This window comes from Roseateles sp. NT4, assembly GCF_051857475.1.
Taxonomy (GTDB): Bacteria; Pseudomonadota; Gammaproteobacteria; order Burkholderiales; family Burkholderiaceae_C; genus Pelomonas.
In genome coordinates this window covers 51,653-67,496 of the sequence record NZ_JBPZGZ010000002.1, presented here as the reverse complement: position 1 = coordinate 67,496, position 15,844 = coordinate 51,653, and the positions used below count along the sequence as shown (strand labels likewise).

At 67.8% G+C, this 15,844-nt stretch carries 19 protein-coding genes; 5 read left to right on the top strand and 14 right to left on the bottom strand.

The features are described 5' to 3' along the window. Positions 1-43 precede the first annotated feature (43 nt). The 3 genes from ACS5PN_RS09815 (at position 44) to ACS5PN_RS09805 (ending at position 1,560) form a co-directional block, all read left to right on the top strand. The gene (locus ACS5PN_RS09815; protein WP_439463770.1) at positions 44-580 is read left to right on the top strand and encodes a PEP-CTERM sorting domain-containing protein; all 537 of its coding nucleotides are present in this window, start codon (positions 44-46) and stop codon (positions 578-580) included. 96 nt (positions 581-676) lie between these two features. Beyond that, positions 677-1,090: a VOC family protein gene (locus ACS5PN_RS09810; protein ID WP_439465554.1), complete on the top strand. Its 414-nt coding sequence runs from the start codon at positions 677-679 to the stop codon at positions 1,088-1,090. Further along, entirely contained in the window at positions 1,087-1,560 is a 474-nt protein-coding gene (locus ACS5PN_RS09805) for a hypothetical protein (protein WP_439463769.1), read from the top strand. Before ACS5PN_RS09810 ends, ACS5PN_RS09805 begins: the two co-directional genes overlap by 4 nt. Here the strand turns inward: ACS5PN_RS09805 and ACS5PN_RS09800 are convergent. Beyond that, positions 1,544-2,053: a hypothetical protein gene (locus ACS5PN_RS09800; RefSeq protein WP_439463768.1), complete on the bottom strand. Its 510-nt coding sequence runs from the start codon at positions 2,051-2,053 to the stop codon at positions 1,544-1,546. The genes ACS5PN_RS09805 and ACS5PN_RS09800 overlap by 17 nt on opposite strands. A gap of 21 nt (positions 2,054-2,074) precedes the next feature. Here ACS5PN_RS09800 and ACS5PN_RS09795 point away from each other — a divergent pair, with 21 nt between their 5' ends. Continuing rightward, positions 2,075-3,283, top strand: a complete 1,209-nt coding sequence (locus tag ACS5PN_RS09795; protein WP_439465553.1) for a methionine aminotransferase — start codon at positions 2,075-2,077, stop codon at positions 3,281-3,283. 21 nt (positions 3,284-3,304) lie between these two features. Here ACS5PN_RS09795 and ACS5PN_RS09790 read toward each other — a convergent pair whose 3' ends face one another. The 3 genes from ACS5PN_RS09790 to ACS5PN_RS09780 all read right to left on the bottom strand — a co-directional run bounded on the left by ACS5PN_RS09790 (position 3,305) and on the right by ACS5PN_RS09780 (position 4,718). Continuing rightward, positions 3,305-3,589 (bottom strand): hypothetical protein, encoded by a 285-nt coding sequence (locus tag ACS5PN_RS09790; RefSeq protein ID WP_439463767.1) that lies wholly within the window; start codon positions 3,587-3,589, stop codon positions 3,305-3,307. A gap of 116 nt (positions 3,590-3,705) precedes the next feature. Beyond that, complete coding sequence (locus ACS5PN_RS09785; protein ID WP_439463766.1) at positions 3,706-4,227, bottom strand: hypothetical protein; 522 nt, start codon at positions 4,225-4,227, stop codon at positions 3,706-3,708. A gap of 119 nt (positions 4,228-4,346) precedes the next feature. Further along, positions 4,347-4,718 carry a MerR family transcriptional regulator gene (locus tag ACS5PN_RS09780; RefSeq protein WP_439463765.1) on the bottom strand — a complete coding sequence of 124 codons (372 nt, stop codon included), beginning with the start codon at positions 4,716-4,718 and terminating at the stop codon, positions 4,347-4,349. Between the two features lie 83 nt (positions 4,719-4,801). Between ACS5PN_RS09780 and ACS5PN_RS09775 the strand changes: the two genes are divergently transcribed. Then, complete coding sequence (locus ACS5PN_RS09775) at positions 4,802-5,206, top strand: hypothetical protein (RefSeq protein WP_439463764.1); 405 nt, start codon at positions 4,802-4,804, stop codon at positions 5,204-5,206. A 50-nt stretch (positions 5,207-5,256) separates the two neighbouring features. Here the strand turns inward: ACS5PN_RS09775 and ACS5PN_RS09770 are convergent, their stop codons facing one another. The 10 genes from ACS5PN_RS09770 to ACS5PN_RS09725 form a co-directional block, all read right to left on the bottom strand. Beyond that, on the bottom strand, positions 5,257-5,397 hold the full coding sequence (locus ACS5PN_RS09770) for a hypothetical protein (RefSeq protein ID WP_439463763.1): 141 nt from the start codon (positions 5,395-5,397) through the stop codon (positions 5,257-5,259). Between the two features lie 137 nt (positions 5,398-5,534). Then, positions 5,535-6,668, bottom strand: a complete 1,134-nt coding sequence (locus ACS5PN_RS09765) for a hypothetical protein (protein ID WP_439463762.1) — start codon at positions 6,666-6,668, stop codon at positions 5,535-5,537. Positions 6,669-6,681: 13 nt separating this feature from the next. Beyond that, positions 6,682-7,938 (bottom strand): Zn-dependent hydrolase, encoded by a 1,257-nt coding sequence (locus ACS5PN_RS09760; RefSeq protein ID WP_439463761.1) that lies wholly within the window; start codon positions 7,936-7,938, stop codon positions 6,682-6,684. A 9-nt stretch (positions 7,939-7,947) separates the two neighbouring features. Further along, positions 7,948-8,307, bottom strand: a complete 360-nt coding sequence (locus tag ACS5PN_RS09755) for a bleomycin resistance protein (protein WP_439463760.1) — start codon at positions 8,305-8,307, stop codon at positions 7,948-7,950. A 1-nt stretch (position 8,308) separates the two neighbouring features. After that, positions 8,309-9,763 (bottom strand): dihydropyrimidinase, encoded by a 1,455-nt coding sequence (gene hydA, locus ACS5PN_RS09750; RefSeq protein ID WP_439463759.1) that lies wholly within the window; start codon positions 9,761-9,763, stop codon positions 8,309-8,311. Next, entirely contained in the window at positions 9,760-11,229 is a 1,470-nt protein-coding gene (locus ACS5PN_RS09745) for an NCS1 family nucleobase:cation symporter-1 (protein WP_439463758.1), read from the bottom strand. Before ACS5PN_RS09745 ends, hydA begins: the two co-directional genes overlap by 4 nt. An 18-nt stretch (positions 11,230-11,247) precedes the next feature. Further along, complete coding sequence (locus ACS5PN_RS09740) at positions 11,248-12,747, bottom strand: CoA-acylating methylmalonate-semialdehyde dehydrogenase (protein WP_439463757.1); 1,500 nt, start codon at positions 12,745-12,747, stop codon at positions 11,248-11,250. A 9-nt stretch (positions 12,748-12,756) separates the two neighbouring features. Continuing rightward, the gene (locus ACS5PN_RS09735) at positions 12,757-13,113 is read right to left on the bottom strand and encodes a VOC family protein (RefSeq protein ID WP_439463756.1); all 357 of its coding nucleotides are present in this window, start codon (positions 13,111-13,113) and stop codon (positions 12,757-12,759) included. 14 nt (positions 13,114-13,127) lie between these two features. Beyond that, positions 13,128-14,432, bottom strand: coding sequence for an NAD-dependent dihydropyrimidine dehydrogenase subunit PreA (gene preA, locus ACS5PN_RS09730; RefSeq protein WP_439463755.1), 1,305 nt, complete (start codon positions 14,430-14,432; stop codon positions 13,128-13,130). Then, entirely contained in the window at positions 14,425-15,783 is a 1,359-nt protein-coding gene (locus ACS5PN_RS09725) for an NAD(P)-dependent oxidoreductase (protein WP_439465552.1), read from the bottom strand. Before ACS5PN_RS09725 ends, preA begins: the two co-directional genes overlap by 8 nt. Positions 15,784-15,844 lie beyond the last annotated feature (61 nt).

Here is a 15,844-nt window from a genome sequence, read left to right as displayed (position 1 = left end):
GCCAGCAGTGCTCGCGACCGCACACCAATAACGAGGGAATCCCATGAAGACGAATCTGAAGAAGCTGGCCGCCGCCTCGGCCATCGCAGCCCTGGCCCTGGCCTCGCAGTCGGCCCATGCCGGCTACACCTTTGTCGGCAGCTGGTTTGTGGACAGCGGCCCCAACTGGTCCGCCACGGACGCCAGCGGCCACTACACCACCAAGGTCTATTCCGGCCGCGAAGCCGCCGCCGCGATGTTTGGTGGCAACGCCTCCGACTACGTGATCTCGACCCAGGGCAGCGACGCTTCCCTGATCGACTTCAAGGCCTGGATGGACGGCTGGGGTGATCCCGTCACCTACGGCACCAGCGGCAATGCCGCAGCTGATGACCTGCACATCGACGTTGACGGCGATGGCCTCTACGCGATCCCCGAGGACACCGGCAACGCCTTCTCGGCCTGGGTCAGCGACCACCGCCTTCACCTCGAGAACTTCGCCTTCCGCGTCGATGCCACCACCGTGCCGGAACCGGGCGCCCTGGCCCTGGCGGGCCTGGCACTCGCCGGCCTGGCAGCCGCTCGCCGCAAGCGCGCCTGATTCCAGGAACGCTTTCGCAGTCAAGGGCGCTTCGGCGCCCTTTTCTTTTGCCGGCAGCGCGGCATGATGCGGCCCTTCCGCCAGGAGAACCGCCGCATGCTCAAGCTGCAGGGCATTGACCACCTCGTGCTGCGTGTCGTTGACCTCGACGCCATGCTGCGCTTCTATCTCGACGTGCTCGGCTGCTCGATCGAGCGCCGTCAGGATGAAATCGGCCTGGTGCAACTGCGCGCCGGCCACTCGCTGATCGACCTGGTGCCGGTGGACGGCAAGCTGGGCCGCATGGGCGGCGCGGCGCCCGGTGCCGAGGGGCGCAACATGGACCACTTCTGCCTGCGCGTCGAGCCCTTCGACGCAGCCGCCATCCGCGCACATCTGGCGGCCCATGGCGTCGAGGGCGGCAAGACCGAGAGCCGCTATGGTGCCGAAGGCGAGGGGCCGTCCATCTACCTCAGCGACCCCGAGGGCAATGTCGTCGAACTCAAAGGTCCACCGGGAGTCGTGCCATGAAACCCCTGACCCGTGCCATCGTCTGGGGAGGCCTGCTGGCCGGCACCGGAGATCTGGTCTTTGCGCTGAGCTATTACGGCATGAAGCTGCGCGTCTTCCAGGGCGTGGCCGCAGGCCTCGTCGGCCGCGAGGCCGCCTTTGCCGGCGGACCCGCGACCTTTGCGCTGGGCGTCGCGCTGCATTACGGCATCGCCCTCATCTGGGCGGCCATCTTCTGCGTCGTGGCCTTGCGGTTGCCGGCCCTGCTGCGCAATGCGACGGCGGCCGGCCTGGCCTACGGCTTCGTCGTCTATTTCGGCATGAACAACGTGGTGCTGCCGCTGTCGGCTCTGCACACGCCGTTCTGGCCGCCGAAGCTGGATGCGGCGGCCATTGCGGCGCATTGCTTCGTGTTTGGTTTCCCGATCGGTCTGGCAGCACGGCGAGCCTTGCTGGGCGGGCCTAGAACGCTGACTACAGCGGGCCCCTGATCAGCTTGAAGCTCACGACGCCCCGGGGCGCAGCGTCGAACATGAAGCGCGCCTGCAGGAAGTCCTCGCCATCGCCAGGCACCGGATATTCCTGCCCGTTGACGAGGGCCTGGCCCGAGCGCGCCAGCGCCTCCATGGCGCTGGCGGCCGCCGCCAGATCGAAGATGGCAGCGGGTTTCAGCGCCGCCAATTGACGCAGACCTTGGGCGGCCGCGAGCAAGCGAGAGGAGTTCGCTTGTGCCGGACGCAAGCTGAAGCTGAGGACGACGTACTCGCAGCCGCCATGCTCGACGCGGAAGCGGTCGCCACTGCGGAGGGTGAAGCTCTCGACGGCTTCATGCGTGTTGAGGCGACGGAACTGCCTGGCTTCGACGCCATGGGCCGAGGGAAGCAGCGGTTGGGGTTCGCTGCGCACGCAGTCCTGGGCCGGAGCCTGTGCGGCCGCCATGCCGGCCACGACCCACAGACTGGCGGCGAGAAGAAGTTTTCGCATATCCACATGCATCCCGTGATGATGCACGGCGCAGCCGTGCGTTCGCGATGCGACGACGCAAGCAGAATGCGTCCCATGCCTGCTTTGCCCACCAAGCTGCCCAACACCGGCACCACCATCTTCACCGTCATGTCGGCCCTGGCCGCCGAGCATGGCGCCGTCAATCTCGGCCAGGGCTTCCCGGACTTCGGTGCCGACCCGGCCCTGCTGCAGGCCGTCACCGACGCCATGGCTGCCGGCCACAACCAGTACCCGCCGATGACCGGCGTGCCGGCGCTGCGGCAGGCCATCGCTGCCAAGCTCAACAACCTCTACGGTTCGGCCTATGACGCGGACCGCGACATCACCATCACGGCGGGTGGCACGCAGGGGCTGATCACGGCCCTGCACAGCTGCGTCGGCGCGGGCGACGAAGTCATCATCATCGAGCCGGCCTACGACAGCTACGACCCGGCCATCCGCCTGGCCGGTGCCGTGCCCATCGGCGTGCCGATGACGCTGGACTACCGCATCGATTGGGCCGCCGTGCGCGCCGCCATCACGCCGCGCACCCGGGCGCTGGTCATCAACACACCGCACAACCCGAGCGGCCGTGTCGCGACGCAGGAGGACCTGGTCGAGCTGGCGCGCATCGCCGAGCAGCACGATCTTTTCATCGTCAGCGACGAGGTCTACGAGCACATGGTGTTCGACGGTGCGCCGCATGAAAGCGTGGCGCGCTACCCGGGCCTGAGCGACCGCAGCTTTCTCGTCAGCAGCTTCGGCAAGACCTTCCATGTGACGGGCTGGAAGGTCGGCTTCGTCGCCGCGCCGGCGGCGTTGTCGGCCGCCTTCCGCCGCCTGCACCAGTACACGGTGTTCACGGTGCACACGCCGACCCAGCATGCGATTGCGGCCTACTTGAAGGACCCGGCGCCCTGGCAGGGCCTGAGCGACTTCTACCAGGCCAAGCGCGACGGTTTCCGCACCGCCCTGGCCGCCACGCCGCTGAAGCTGCTGCCCTGCGAGGGCACCTACTTCCAGACCGTGGACTACAGCGCGCTACCGATGTACCGCGACAAGACCGAACTGGACTTCGCCCGCTGGCTCACCACCGAGATCGGCGTCGCGGCCATCCCGCTGGCGGTCTTCTACCAGCGGCCGCAGGAGCGGCGGCATGTCAGGTTCTGTTTTGCGAAGCGGGACGAGACGCTGGCGGAGGCGGCGAAGCGTCTGGTGAAGCTGGGCTGAGGCAGCCATCCGGAGCCGGATTCAGGCGTAGACATCCAGCAAGTTACCGGGCGTCGAGAGGGACGGGGGACTGGCGGGCGGTGAGGCCGGCGGAGTGGCGCTCGCTCCGGTGTTTTGCAGCTGCTCCTTGACCGCGGCAACGCGCGCACTGAGCTGAGCGATCTGGGTTTGGCCGCTCTGTGTCTTGGCGGACTCGCAGTTGACGCAATCGGCGAGCTGCTTCCGCAGCACGGCCAGCTCCGGGCTGGCAACGATGCTCCGCCCGCCAGAGCCCACCGGGCTCACGCCACCGATCGCGCCCACCATGACAGGCCTCCGGAATGCCGCGCGACGGCGGCCTCTGAACAGATTTTCGGCATCCAGTGAGGCGAGCTGAAGACCTCGCTCAGGGGGGCGGACGCTGCGTGGTGGTCTGAACGACCTCAGCCCTCAGGCGTGAAGCTGACCGTGAAGCTCGCCGGCGGGCTGATGGCGTCCGAGGAGAACGACAGGAAGATGTAGTTCGGACCGACAGTCATGCCGTCAGGGCAGACGCGGTTGACCGACAGCTGGGAAGACGAGATGGCGCCGGGAGGCAGGCATTCGCCCTCCACATGCCGGGTCAGGCCCGTGGTGCTCAGATCGCCGGTGGTGGGATTGAGGGTGACGCCTGCGGGCAGCGACTGGCCATCGAAGACCCGGAACTTCGCATTGGCCATGCAGCCTGCGGTAATGCCGGTGACCTGCAGCTTCCAGGTCTTGGCCTCGCCCAGCTTGTAGCTCAGCTGGCCGTGGGTGGGCTGGGGCGCCGTGGTCTTCAGTTCGGGCGAATAGACGAAGGCGAAGCTGCCGCCGTCGAGGGCGCAGCCGGAGCCGCCGCCGCCACCGCAGCCGGCGAAGATGCAGACGATGAGGGCCAGGGCCAGGCCGGAAAAGAATCGCGGCCAACGGAGGAGGGATGACAACATGAGGAAGTACTGCTGAAAAGTGCCGCTGTCCCGGTTGTGGAAGCGGCGGGCAAAACCCACGATTGTCCCGCGGCGCCGGCGGAAGTCGCCATCGCCCCGTTGTTGCATCCGTCAAATCATGCCGATCGCAAGGGGCAGCTCGCTCCAGTTTCGGGCGTGGCGTCGAGGCGCTTTGCCAGCTCGGCGCGCAAGCCCCGCAGGGCCGCGATGCGCGCATCGATGTCCGCCAGCTTGATTGCCAGCGCTGCCCGCAGCGCCGGGCCAGCCTCCTCGCCCTGGGCCAGCAAGGGCATGTCGGCCGCGATCTCGGCCAGCGTGAAGCCCAGCTGCTGGGCCGTGCGCACATAGCCCAGCCATTGCACGGCCTCTTCGGGGTAGTCGCGGTAGCCGTTGTCGGCGCGACGCGCCTGCAGCAGGCCGCGCTTCTCGTAGAAGCGCAGGCTGTCGCGGCTCAGGCCGGTGAGGGCGGAGAGGGTGCCGATCTTCATGAGCGATTAGGCGAGAAAGTGCTTGACCCTGGAGTGTGGTCCAGGGTCGAGCATGACGGCACGTTCTCATTTCGTGCCTGCTCATGCCTGCCTTCAGCACCCCTTGCTTCCAGCGCGTCGTCTGGTTCAGTGCCCTCTACGACTTCATCGTCACGGCGCCTTTCGCGACGCCCTGGAGCTTCGAATTCAACCGCGACCGGCTCAGCGTCATCAACCAGGCCCTGGGCGGCCAAGCCCTGCCGGTCTTTGATGTTTTCCAGACGCTGTTCGCGCTGCTGATGGGCAGCATCGTCCTGGTCTGGGCGGTACTGAGGCTGCGCGGGCCGACGGTGCAGTTCGGCCGCTATGACGCCGCCGGGCGGGTGCTGTTCAGCCTGTGGATGGCCTGGGCCTGGTGGCAGACCGGCGCGCCGGTGCTGCTGCTCTTCATGCTGCCCGAGCTGAGCTGGGCGGTGGCTCAGGCCTGGCGGGTCCGCAGGGCGACATGAAAACGCCCGTGGCGTCGAGCGAGGCCACGGGCGTCTGCGGGCTCAGGGGCTCAGTACTTCGGGCACCAGGGCAGCCACAGGCCGCAGGTGATATTCGGTTGAGCCGGCGTGCTCTTGGCCGCAGCAAAGCTGGGCACCGAGGCCACGGTCATCAGGGTCGCTGCGATGATCAGGCACGTCTTTTTCAGCATGGGGTCTCCTTGTGGGATTGAATGTGGGCAAGTCGCCCGCACGCATTCTGTGAAGGGCCGAGGGCTGCCTGTCTCCCAAGGATGAACGTTAGTATTCCCTGCCAAGCTAGGTGTTGGCCGAGGCTCGCATCGCCTGCCTAGCGCGGTCGCAGCTGCACATCGACGAAGCGCATCGCAGGTCCCAGGACGCGCTCGGTGCCGGGCAGCACGCGCACTTCGCTGAAGGCCTTGCTGGAGCCACGCAGGCGCTGCAAGGCGTCTTCGGGCTTCAGCCCGTTGATCAGCCCGAGCTGCGCGATCCACGCGCCGTCCCGCCATTCGGCCCTGTTCACACTCGCATAGCTGGGCAGAAAGCGCTGCAGTTCCTGCTCCACCCACAGCCGGCTGGGCTGGCTGGTGGCGCCCGTCCCTTGAGGCAGCACCACCTCCACGAAGTAGGCGTAGCCGGTCTGTATCGGCGAGACCGGCACCTCGTAGGCGACTCCGGCCGCCCGCAGCGTGTCTTCCAGGCGGGCCAGCTCGGCAGGTGTGGCCTGGACCTTGGCGCGCAGGGCCGCCTCGTCCGCCGTCACATCGGCGAGCAGCAGGCCGGTTCGGCCCAGCAGCTGGCGCGCCTGCTTCACGCCGGCAGACTCCGCGGCCGCGGCCGCGGGCGCCCGCGAAGTTGGGGGAGCGTGCGAAGGCGCGGGCGCGCGCGCGGGCGTGGGCGTGGGCGCGGATTCCAGCGCGGATGCCGGCAGCTTGCCGCGCCAGGCCACGATGCTGGCGCCGTTCCAGAGCAGCCGCTCGGTGACGGACTTGCGCGACCAGGGCAGTGGCACGTCGATCTTGGCCGAGTCGTAGCTGTAGATGCGGGCGGACTCGCGGCCCTTGAAGCTCACCTCCACCTGCAGGCCGATGCCGTCCGCGCCCGGCGCGATGCGGACGGTGGAGCGGCCTTCGAAGACGCCACGACTGGCCTCGACGGCGCGGGCCATCACCAGCCAGCCCTTCTCGCAGCGGAAGTCCGCCGGGCTGTTCAAGGCCCATTCGATGGCTTGCCTGGGTCGGTCGGTCGCCGGCGGATCGAAGCTCAAACGCAAGGGTGAGCCCGAGCGGGCGCTGAGCGTGAGGTTGCCCCCGACCGTGTCGGTGCGGTCCGTGCCGAGGGCGCGCAGCGCGTCCCCGACAGCGGCAGCTTCTCCCTGGAGGGTGAAGCTGCCTTCGAACTGCGGGCAGGGGGCGGCCAGGGCCGCGAGCGGGCTGGCCAGCACCAGCGCGGCGAACCTCACGGCGACGCGCAACTCAGCCCGCTCTTTCGAGCATGGCCTGCAGCAGCACATTGCACCCGGCCTCGATGTGCTCGGGCTTGGCGTCCTCGATCTCGTTGTGGCTGATGCCGTCCTTGCAGGGGATGAAGATCATGCCGGCCGGGGCCAGGCGGGCCATGTAGACGGCGTCGTGGCCGGCACCGGAGACCGCGCGCATATTGCTGTAGCCCAGCGTGTCGGCGGCCTTCTGCACGGCGGCGATGCAGTCCGCGTGGAAGGGCTGGGCCGGGTAGGCGCTGACCGGCGTGATCTCGATGGGCAGGCCGCTGTCGGCGCTCAGCTTGGCGGCCACCGCGCGGATGTCGGCATCCATCGCTTCGCACAGCGCATCGGTCGCGTTGCGCAGGTCGATGCTGAACTTGACGCGGCCGGGGATGACGTTGCGGCTGTTGGGGTGGACCTGCACCATGCCCACCGTGCCGCGGCCATGCGGCGGATGGCGGTGGGCACAGGCGACGACCTCCTGCATCAGTTTCGTCGCGACCTGCAGCGCGTCCTTGCGCAGGGCCATGGGCGTGGGGCCGGCGTGGGCCTCCATGCCGGTGACGACGCAGTCATACCAGCGGATGCCCAGCACGCCGGTGACGACGCCGATGGTCTTGTCGTGGTCCTCCAGCACCGGGCCCTGCTCGATGTGGGTCTCGAAGTAGGCGCCGATGGGGTGGTCGCCAGGCACCTGGCTGCCGATGTAGCCGATGCGCTCCAGCTCGCCCTTGACCGTCTTGCCTTCGGTGTCCGTCGCCGCGTAGGCGTGTTCCAGCGTGAAGGCCTTGGCGAACACGCCCGAGCCCATCATGACGGGCACGAAGCGCGAGCCTTCCTCGTTGGTCCAGAAGGCGACCTCGATGGGCGCCTCGGTCTCGATGCCGTGGTCGTTCAGCGTGCGCACGACCTCGATGCCGGCCAGCACGCCGTAGTTGCCGTCGAACTTGCCGCCGGTGGGCTGGGTGTCGATGTGGCTGCCCGTCATGATGGGCGGCAGGCTGTTGTTGCGGCCTGCGCGGCGCATGAAGCCATTGCCGATCTGATCGATGGTGACCGTCATGCCAGCCTCGCGCGCCCAGCGCGTGACGAGGTCGCGGCCCTGCTTGTCGAGATCGGTCAGTGTCAGGCGGCAGACGCCACCTTTCTCGGTCGCGCCGATCTTGGCCAGCTCCATCAGCGAGTCCCAGAGGCGCTGGCCGTTGACGCGCAGCTTCGTGATGTCGGTTTGGGTGGTGGGCATGTCCATGGTGGACTCCTAAGGATTCAGTTCGGTGCCGAAGCGCAGCTTGTTGTGATCGGGGTCGACGAGCAGGAACTCGCGCACGCCCCAGGGCATGTCTTCGATGGGCTTGAGCGGCTTGACGCCCTTGGCCGTGAAGGCGGTGTAGAGCGCGTCCGCGTCGGGCACCCAGAAATAGACGGCGCCGCCGGGCGCGCAGTCGCCGGCGTGACCGCTCAGGAAGAGGGTCTGGCCGTCGCGCGTGATCTGCAGAAAGAGGGGCAGGCCGGGCTCGAATTGGTGCTGCCAGTCGACGCTGAACCCCAGTTGATCGATGTAGAAGGCCATGGCCTTTTTCGCATCGGTCATGCGCAGCTGGGGAACGACGGTTTGCATGTCAGCGCGCGACGGCAGTGGGCTGCAGGTCGGCGGCGCGCTTGGCGGCCGCATCGAACTGCGGGCCGAAGGGCGGGCGCTTCAGGTAGCGGCCCTTGCCCTGCTCGGCGCGCAACTCGCCACGGGCGAACACGACGCGGCCTTGCGCGATGGTGTGGCTGGGAATGCCGCGCACGGTGCGGCCCTCGAAGATGTTGAAGTCGTTCTTGGAGAACTGGGTCTTGGCGCTCAGGGTCTTGATGCCGGCCGGGTCCCACAGCACGAGGTCGGCGTCCGACCCTTCAGCGATGACGCCCTTGCGCGGGTACATGTTGAAGAGTTTGGCCGCGTTGGCCGAGGTGATGGCGACGAACTCGCTGGGCGTGAGGCGGCCGGAGTTGACGCCGGCATCCCACAGCACCGCCATGCGCTCCTCCACACCGCCGCAGCCATTGGGGATCTTGGCGAAGTTGTCGATGCCCGCGGCCTTCTGCGAGGCACAGAAGGTGCAGTGGTCGGTCGCTGTCGTGTGCAGCTGGCCGCTCTGCAGGCCGCGCCACAGGAACTCCTGGTGGATCTTGGGCCGGAAGGGCGGGCTCATCACATAGGCCGCGGCCTTGTTGAAGTCCGGGTCGCGATAGACGCTGTCGTCGATCAGCAGATGGCCGGCCAGCACCTCGCCATAGACCCGCTGGCCGCGGGCGCGGGCTCGGGCGATGGCCTCGGCGCTTTCGATGCAGCTGACGTGCACGATGTAGATGGGCACGCCCAGCACGTCGGCAATCGCGATGGCGCGGTTGGCGGCTTCGCCCTCCACCATGGGCGGGCGGCTCATCGGATGGCCCTCGGGACCGGTGATGCCCATCTTGGCGACCTCGGCCTGCAGCAGATAGACCAGCTCGCCGTTCTCGGCATGCACCGTCGGCATGGCGCCGAGTTCGAGGGCGCGCTTGAAGCTGTTCACCAGCGTCTCGTCGTCGCACATGATGGCGTTCTTGTAGGCCATGAAGTGCTTGAAGCTGTTCACGCCTTCCTCGCGCACCAGCGTGCCCATGTCGGCGTGGACCTGCTCGCTCCACCAGGTCACGGCGACGTGGAAGGCATAGTCGGCCGCGCTCTTCTCGGCCCAGCCGCGCCACTGCTGGTAGGCGTCCATCAGCGGCTGCTGCGGGTTGGGGATGACGAAGTCGATGATGCTCGTCGTGCCGCCGGCCAGGGCTGCCGCGGTGCCGGTGAAGAAGTCGTCCTGCGTCACCGTGCCCATGAAGGGCAGCTGCATATGGGTGTGCGGGTCGATGCCGCCCGGCAGCAGGTACTGGCCGGTGCCATCCAGCGTCGTCGTGCCGGCCGGGGCCTCGCGCGCGGCGCGTTCGCCGATGGCCGCGATGCGGCCGTCGACACAGAGCACATCGGTGCGGGATTCGGCGTCGGCGTTGACGACGATGGCGCCGCGGATCAGCAGGGGAGAGGAACTCATGTGGCGCTCCTTGTGAGCGGTTGGGCCTGGGTCTTGCCGGCCATCATGACGCCATAGACGATGGCGGCGAGGGCCAGGCCGGCGAACCAGGCATAGGTGTAGATGGCCTTGAAGGCGGCGCCGACCTCGGGGAAGGCGGCCGGGAATGCGGCGTTCAGGAAGCCGGGGATGTTGGGCGCGACACCGACGACGAAGGCGACGACGGCGGCGATGTTCCAGCCGCCGCGGTAGCTGTAGCGGCCGCCTTCGCGGTAGAGCTCATCGACGGCCAGTTCGGTCTTGCGCAGCACGTAGTAGTCGACGATGAGGATGCCGGCCACGGGGCCCAGCAGGGCCGAGTAACCGATCAGCCAGGTGAAGATATAGCCCTCGGTGGAGGCCAGGATCTTCCACGGCATCATCGCGATGGCGATGCCGGCCGTCAGCATGCCGCCGGTCTTGTAGCTGATCTTGCCCGGCGCCAGCGCCGAGAAGTCGTAGGCCGGGCCGACGAGGTTGGCCGCGAGGTTGACGCTGACGGTGTCGATCAGCAGCACGATGAGGGCGATCAGCACGGCCGCGCCCGTCATGCGGCTGGCCACGTCCACCGGGTCCCACAGCGCCTTGCCGTAGATGACGACGGTGGCCGAGGTGACGAACACCGCGAGTGCGGCCAGCAGGCCCATGGGCGCCGGCAGGCCGATGGCCTGGCCGATGAGCTGGTCGCGCTGGCTCTTGGCGAAGCGCGTGAAGTCGGGGATGTTCAGCGCCAGCGTCGCCCAGAAGCCCACCATGGCGGTCAGCGAGGGCCAGAACACGGCCGAGAACTGGCCGGCCTTCCTGCCGCCTTCCACAAACGCCGAGGGCTGGTCCAGGATGGGACCGAAGCCGCCAGCCTTGTCCCAGGCCCACCACAGCAGCAGGAAGCAGATGACGATCTTGATCGGCGCCGTGTAGGTCTCGAGCTTGCGGATGGCGTCGATGCCGTGCACGACGAAATAGAACTGCAGGGCCCAGAACAGCAGGAAGCAGCCCAGCTGCGTCGGATTGATGCCCAGGCCCGGCAGCGGGTCGCCCGTCAGTGGATGGCCGACCAGCACACCGGCCAGGGTGTAGATCATCTGGCCGCCGAACCAGGTCTGGATGCCGTACCAGCCGCAGGCGACGAGCGCCCGCAGCAGGGCCGGCAGCCGCGCCCCTTGCGTGCCAAACGACGCGCGGGCCAGCACGGCGTACGGGATGCCGTACTTGGCGCCGGCATGGCCGATCAACAGCATGGGCACCAGCACGATGAGGTTGCCCAGGAAGACCGTGCCGACCGCCTGGCTCCAGCTCATGCCCGACTCGATGAGGCTGGCCGCCAGCGTGTAGGCGGGGATGCACATGACCATGCCGACCCACAGCGCCGCGAAGTGATACCAGCGCCACGTTCGCTGGGCAGCCGTGGTCGGGATCAGGTCCGGGTTGCTCAGCGTCGGGTCGGTCATGGGCAGCTTCCTTGCTAATCAGGTGTTCTGCGGGAAAGCAAATTGCGGGCCCTTGGGCAGGCTGTCCGGCCAGCGCTGCATGACGGCCTTGTGCTTGGTATAGAAGCGCACCGCCTCGGGGCCGTAGGCGTGGTGGTCGCCGAACAGGCTGCGCTTCCAGCCGCCGAAGCTGTTGAAGGCCATGGGCACCGGCAGGGGCACGTTGACGCCCACCATCCCGACCTGGATGTGGTGCACGAACTCGCGCGCCACATGGCCGTCTCGCGTGAAGATGGCCACGCCGTTGGCATATTCGTTGGCCTCGATCAGCGCCAGCGCCGCGGCCAGGTCGGGCACGCGCACCACGCAGAGCACCGGACCGAAGATCTCCTCGGTGTAGCAGCTCATGTCGGCCGACACCCCGTCCAGCAGCGTGCCGCCGACGAAGAAGCCGTCCTCGTGGCCAGGTACGCGGTAACCGCGGCCGTCGACGACGGCCTTGGCACCGGCGGCCACGCCTTCGCCGATCAGTCGCTCCACGCGCTGCTGCGAGGCGCGCGTGATCAGCGGGCCCATTTCCATGCCGGCACCATGGCCCTCGCCGATCTTCAGCGCGGCGACCTTGGGGGCCAGCGCAGCCACCAGCGCATCCGCGGCATCGCCCACTGCAACGGCCACCGAGATGGCCATGCAACGCTCGCCCGCCGAGCCATAGGCCGCGCCCATCAGCGCGTCGACGGCTTGTTCGAGGTCGGCATCGGGCATGACGACCATGTGGTTCTTGGCGCCGCCCAGGGCCTGCACGCGCTTGCCATGGGCCGAGCCGACCTTGTAGATGTGCTCGGCCACCGGCGTCGAGCCGACGAAGCTGACCGCCGCGATGCCGGGGTGGGCCAGGATGGCGTCGACGATGTCCTTGTCGCCCTGCACGACGCTGAACACGCCGTCGGGCAGTCCCGCGTCCTTCAGCCATTGCGCCATCAGCAGCGACGCGCTCGGATCGCGCTCGCTGGGCTTGAGGATGAAGGCATTGCCGCAGCCGATGGCCAGCGGGTACATCCACATGGGCACCATGGCCGGGAAGTTGAACGGCGTGATGCCGGCGACGACGCCCAGCGGCTGGCGCACGCTCCAGGCGTCCAGGCCGCGGGCGACCTGCTCGGTGTATTCGCCCTTCAGCAGTTGCGGCATGGCCGTCGCGAACTCGATGTTCTCGATGCCGCGGGCCACTTCACCCAGCGCGTCGGGCTTGGTCTTGCCGTGCTCGCGCACGAGGGCATCGGCCAGCTGGTCGCGCTTGTCCTGCACGATGGACAGGAACTTGAACAGCACGCGGGAGCGGGCCAGGGCCGGCGTCTGCGCCCAGGCCTTGGCGGCCTTGGTGGCGCTGGCCACGGCGGCGTCCAGGTCGGCCACGCTGCCCAGCAGCAGCTTGCCCTGCACGGCGCCGGTGGCGGGGTTGTAGATGTCCTGTTGCCGATCGCCGTTGCCGCGGTTGATGGCGCCATGGATCCAGTGGGCGACTTCGTAGTGACTCATGTCAATTCCTCAAACAGCCTTGGGCCGTGCATGCCGTGGCTGGTAGACGCCGAGCTTTCCGCCGCCCGGCAAGGTGATGCGGGTGAGCTGGCCCCAGTCCAGGGCCTTCACGGGTGTGTACGTGATGCCGGCCTCGGCCATGCGGGCGACAAAGGCCTGCACGTCCTCGCACATGAAGTAGAACTCGTGGCTGCCGTTGCCAAAACCTTCGCCGTCCGGATGGAAGGCCAGCTCCGACGGCGGCAGGCTGAAGATCAGCCAACCGCCACCCACATCGACATTCGGCAGCTGGAGCACGTCGCGGAAGAAGGCGCGATCGGCTTCGGGGTCCCGGCTGTAGAGGATGGTGTGGGCGCCGATCAGCATGGGGGCAAGCTCCGTCAGGTGCAGCTTCGCATCGGATTGTTGGGATGCGTGGTCCAGTTCGCATAGCTGCCGTCGATGACGCGGCCCGTGCGGGCATCCGTTTCGCCGGCTTCCAGCTTGCGCATCGTGATGGTGCCAGGGACGGGGCAGATCGACACGCAGAGATTGCAACCGACGCACTCGGCATCGTTGACCTCGAAATGGCGCTGGCCGTTCTTGGTGGCGAAGATGGCCTGGTGGGAGGTGTCCTCGCAGACGACGTGGCAGCGGCCGCACTTGATGCAGCTGTCCTGGGCTATGACGGCCTTCTCGACGTAGTTCAGGTTGAGCTGGTTCCAGTTCTTCACCGTCGGCACGGCGCGGCCCTGGAAGTCCGCAATGCTCTTGTAGCCCTTCTCGTCCATGAAGGTGTTCAGGCCGGAGCACATGTCCTGCACGATCTTGAAGCCGTAGACCATGGCTGCGGTGCAGATCTGCACCGTGCCGCAGCCCATGGCGATGAATTCGGCGGCGTCGCGCCAGGTGGTGATGCCGCCGATGCCGCTGATGGGCAAGCCGGCCGTGGCCGCGTCACGCGCGATCTCGGCCACCATGTTCAGCGCGATGGGCTTGACGGCCTGGCCGCAGTAGCCGCCGTGGGAGCCCAGGCCGTCGGTGACCGGGCTCATGGTCATGCGGTCCAGGTCCACACCCATGACCGAGTTGATGGTGTTGATGAGGCTGACCGCATCGGCGCCGCCGTTCTTGGCCGCGCGGGCCGGGAAGCGCACATCGGTGATGTTGGGCGTCAGCTTCACGATGACGGGCATCTTCGTGTGCTTCTTGCACCACTCGGTGACCTGCTGGATGTACTCCGGCACCTGGCCGACGGCCGAGCCCATGCCGCGCTCGCTCATGCCGTGTGGGCAGCCAAAATTCAGCTCCACGCCGTCGGCGCCCGTATCGGCGACGCGCTCCAGGATGGCCTTCCAGCTGGGTTCGTTCACCGGCACCATCAGGCTCACGATCATGGCCCGGTCGGGGAAGTCGCGCTTCACGCGCCGGATCTCGTCCAGGTTGGTCTGCAGCGGCCGGTCAGAGATCAGCTCGATGTTGTTGAAGCCGATGACGCGGCGGTCCTGGCTCCACAGCGTGGCATAGCGCGGGCCGTTGACGTTGACGACCGGCGGGTCCTCGCCCAGGGTCTTCCAGACCACGCCGCCCCAGCCGGCCTCGAAGGCGCGGCGCACGTTGATCTCCTTGTCGGTCGGCGGCGCCGAGGCGAGCCAGAAGGGATTCGGGCTCTTGATGCCCAGGAAGTTGCTGCTCAGGTCAGCCATGGCTGGCCTCCTTGTCGAGGTGGCGGACGGTGGCGAGGCCCAGGGCCTTGTCGATGGCGATGGCCGCGCGCTTGCCGTGCTCCACGGCTTCCACGGTCAGGTCGCGGCCACCGTAGCGGCAGTCGCCGCCGGCCCAGACGCGGGCCAGGCTGGTCTGGCCATCCGCATCTGTCTTGATGCGGCCGCCCTGCAGTTCGATGCCGTTGCCGGCCGGTTCGGCCTGATAGGTCTGGCCGATGGCGCGCAGCACCATGTCGGCCTCGAGGAAGAACTGCTCGCCGGTGTCGACCAGCTTGCCGTCCTCCAGCTTCGTGGCCGCGAAGCGCATGCCACGCAGCGCGCCGCCCGCCGCCTCGACGGACAGGGGCCGCGCCCAGCAGCGGATGGTCACGCCGTTCGTTTGCGCCCAGTGCTGTTCGTGTTCGGATGCCGACAAGCCGTCCATGCCGCGGCGGTAGACCATGGTGACCTGCTCGGCGCCCAGCAGCTTGCTCTGCACGGCAGCGTCCACGGCCGTCATGCCGCCGCCGATGACGACGACCTTGCGGCCCACGGCCACCTGGGCCGGGTTGCTCTGGCGCAGTTCGGCGATGAAGTCCACCGCGTCGCGCAGGCCCGGCAGCTCCGGCTCGGCAATGCCGAGAGTGTTCACGCCGGCTAGACCCAGGCCGAGGAAGACCGCGTCGTATTCAGAAAGAAGGCCGTCGAGGGTGATGTCGCGGCCGAGTCGACAGTCCAGTTTCGGCGTAATGCCGCCGATGGACAGCAGCCAGTCGATTTCCTTCTGCGCGAAGCCGCCGGCGACCTTGTAGGTGGCCAGGCCGTATTCGTTCAGGCCTCCCAGCTTGGCGTTGGCGTCGAACAGCACGACGTCATGCCCGCGCCAGGCCAGGCCATGGGCGGCAGCCAGGCCGGCGGGTCCGGCGCCGACGACGGCAATGCGCCTGCCCGTCGGCATGCCGCGCTCGAACAGCGGTTTGGCTCCGGGATTGGCGAAGTGACCCTCAACCGCGTAGCGCTGCAGCAGGCCGATCTCGACCGGCTTGCTCTCGTTGGTGTTGCGCACGCAGGCCTGCTCGCACAGCACCTCGGTCGGGCAGACGCGGGCGCACATGCCACCCAGCGGGTTGGCCGTCAGGATGGCTTCGGCCGCGCCGCGCACGTTGTCCTGCGCCACCCGCTGGATGAAGCTGGGGATGTCGATCCCCGTGGGGCAGGCCGTCTGGCAGGGCGCGTCGTAGCAGTAGTAGCAACGCTCGGCCTCGATCAGCGCCTGGGTGCGGTTCAGCGGCGGATGGGCGTCGGCAAAGTTCTGAGCGTAGTCATCGGGCGTCAGTCGCCCCGATTTCATGTCGGCAAGGTCCACGGGAGTCTCCCAAGACAAAACAGTCAAACATTACTACCCTGTAAAA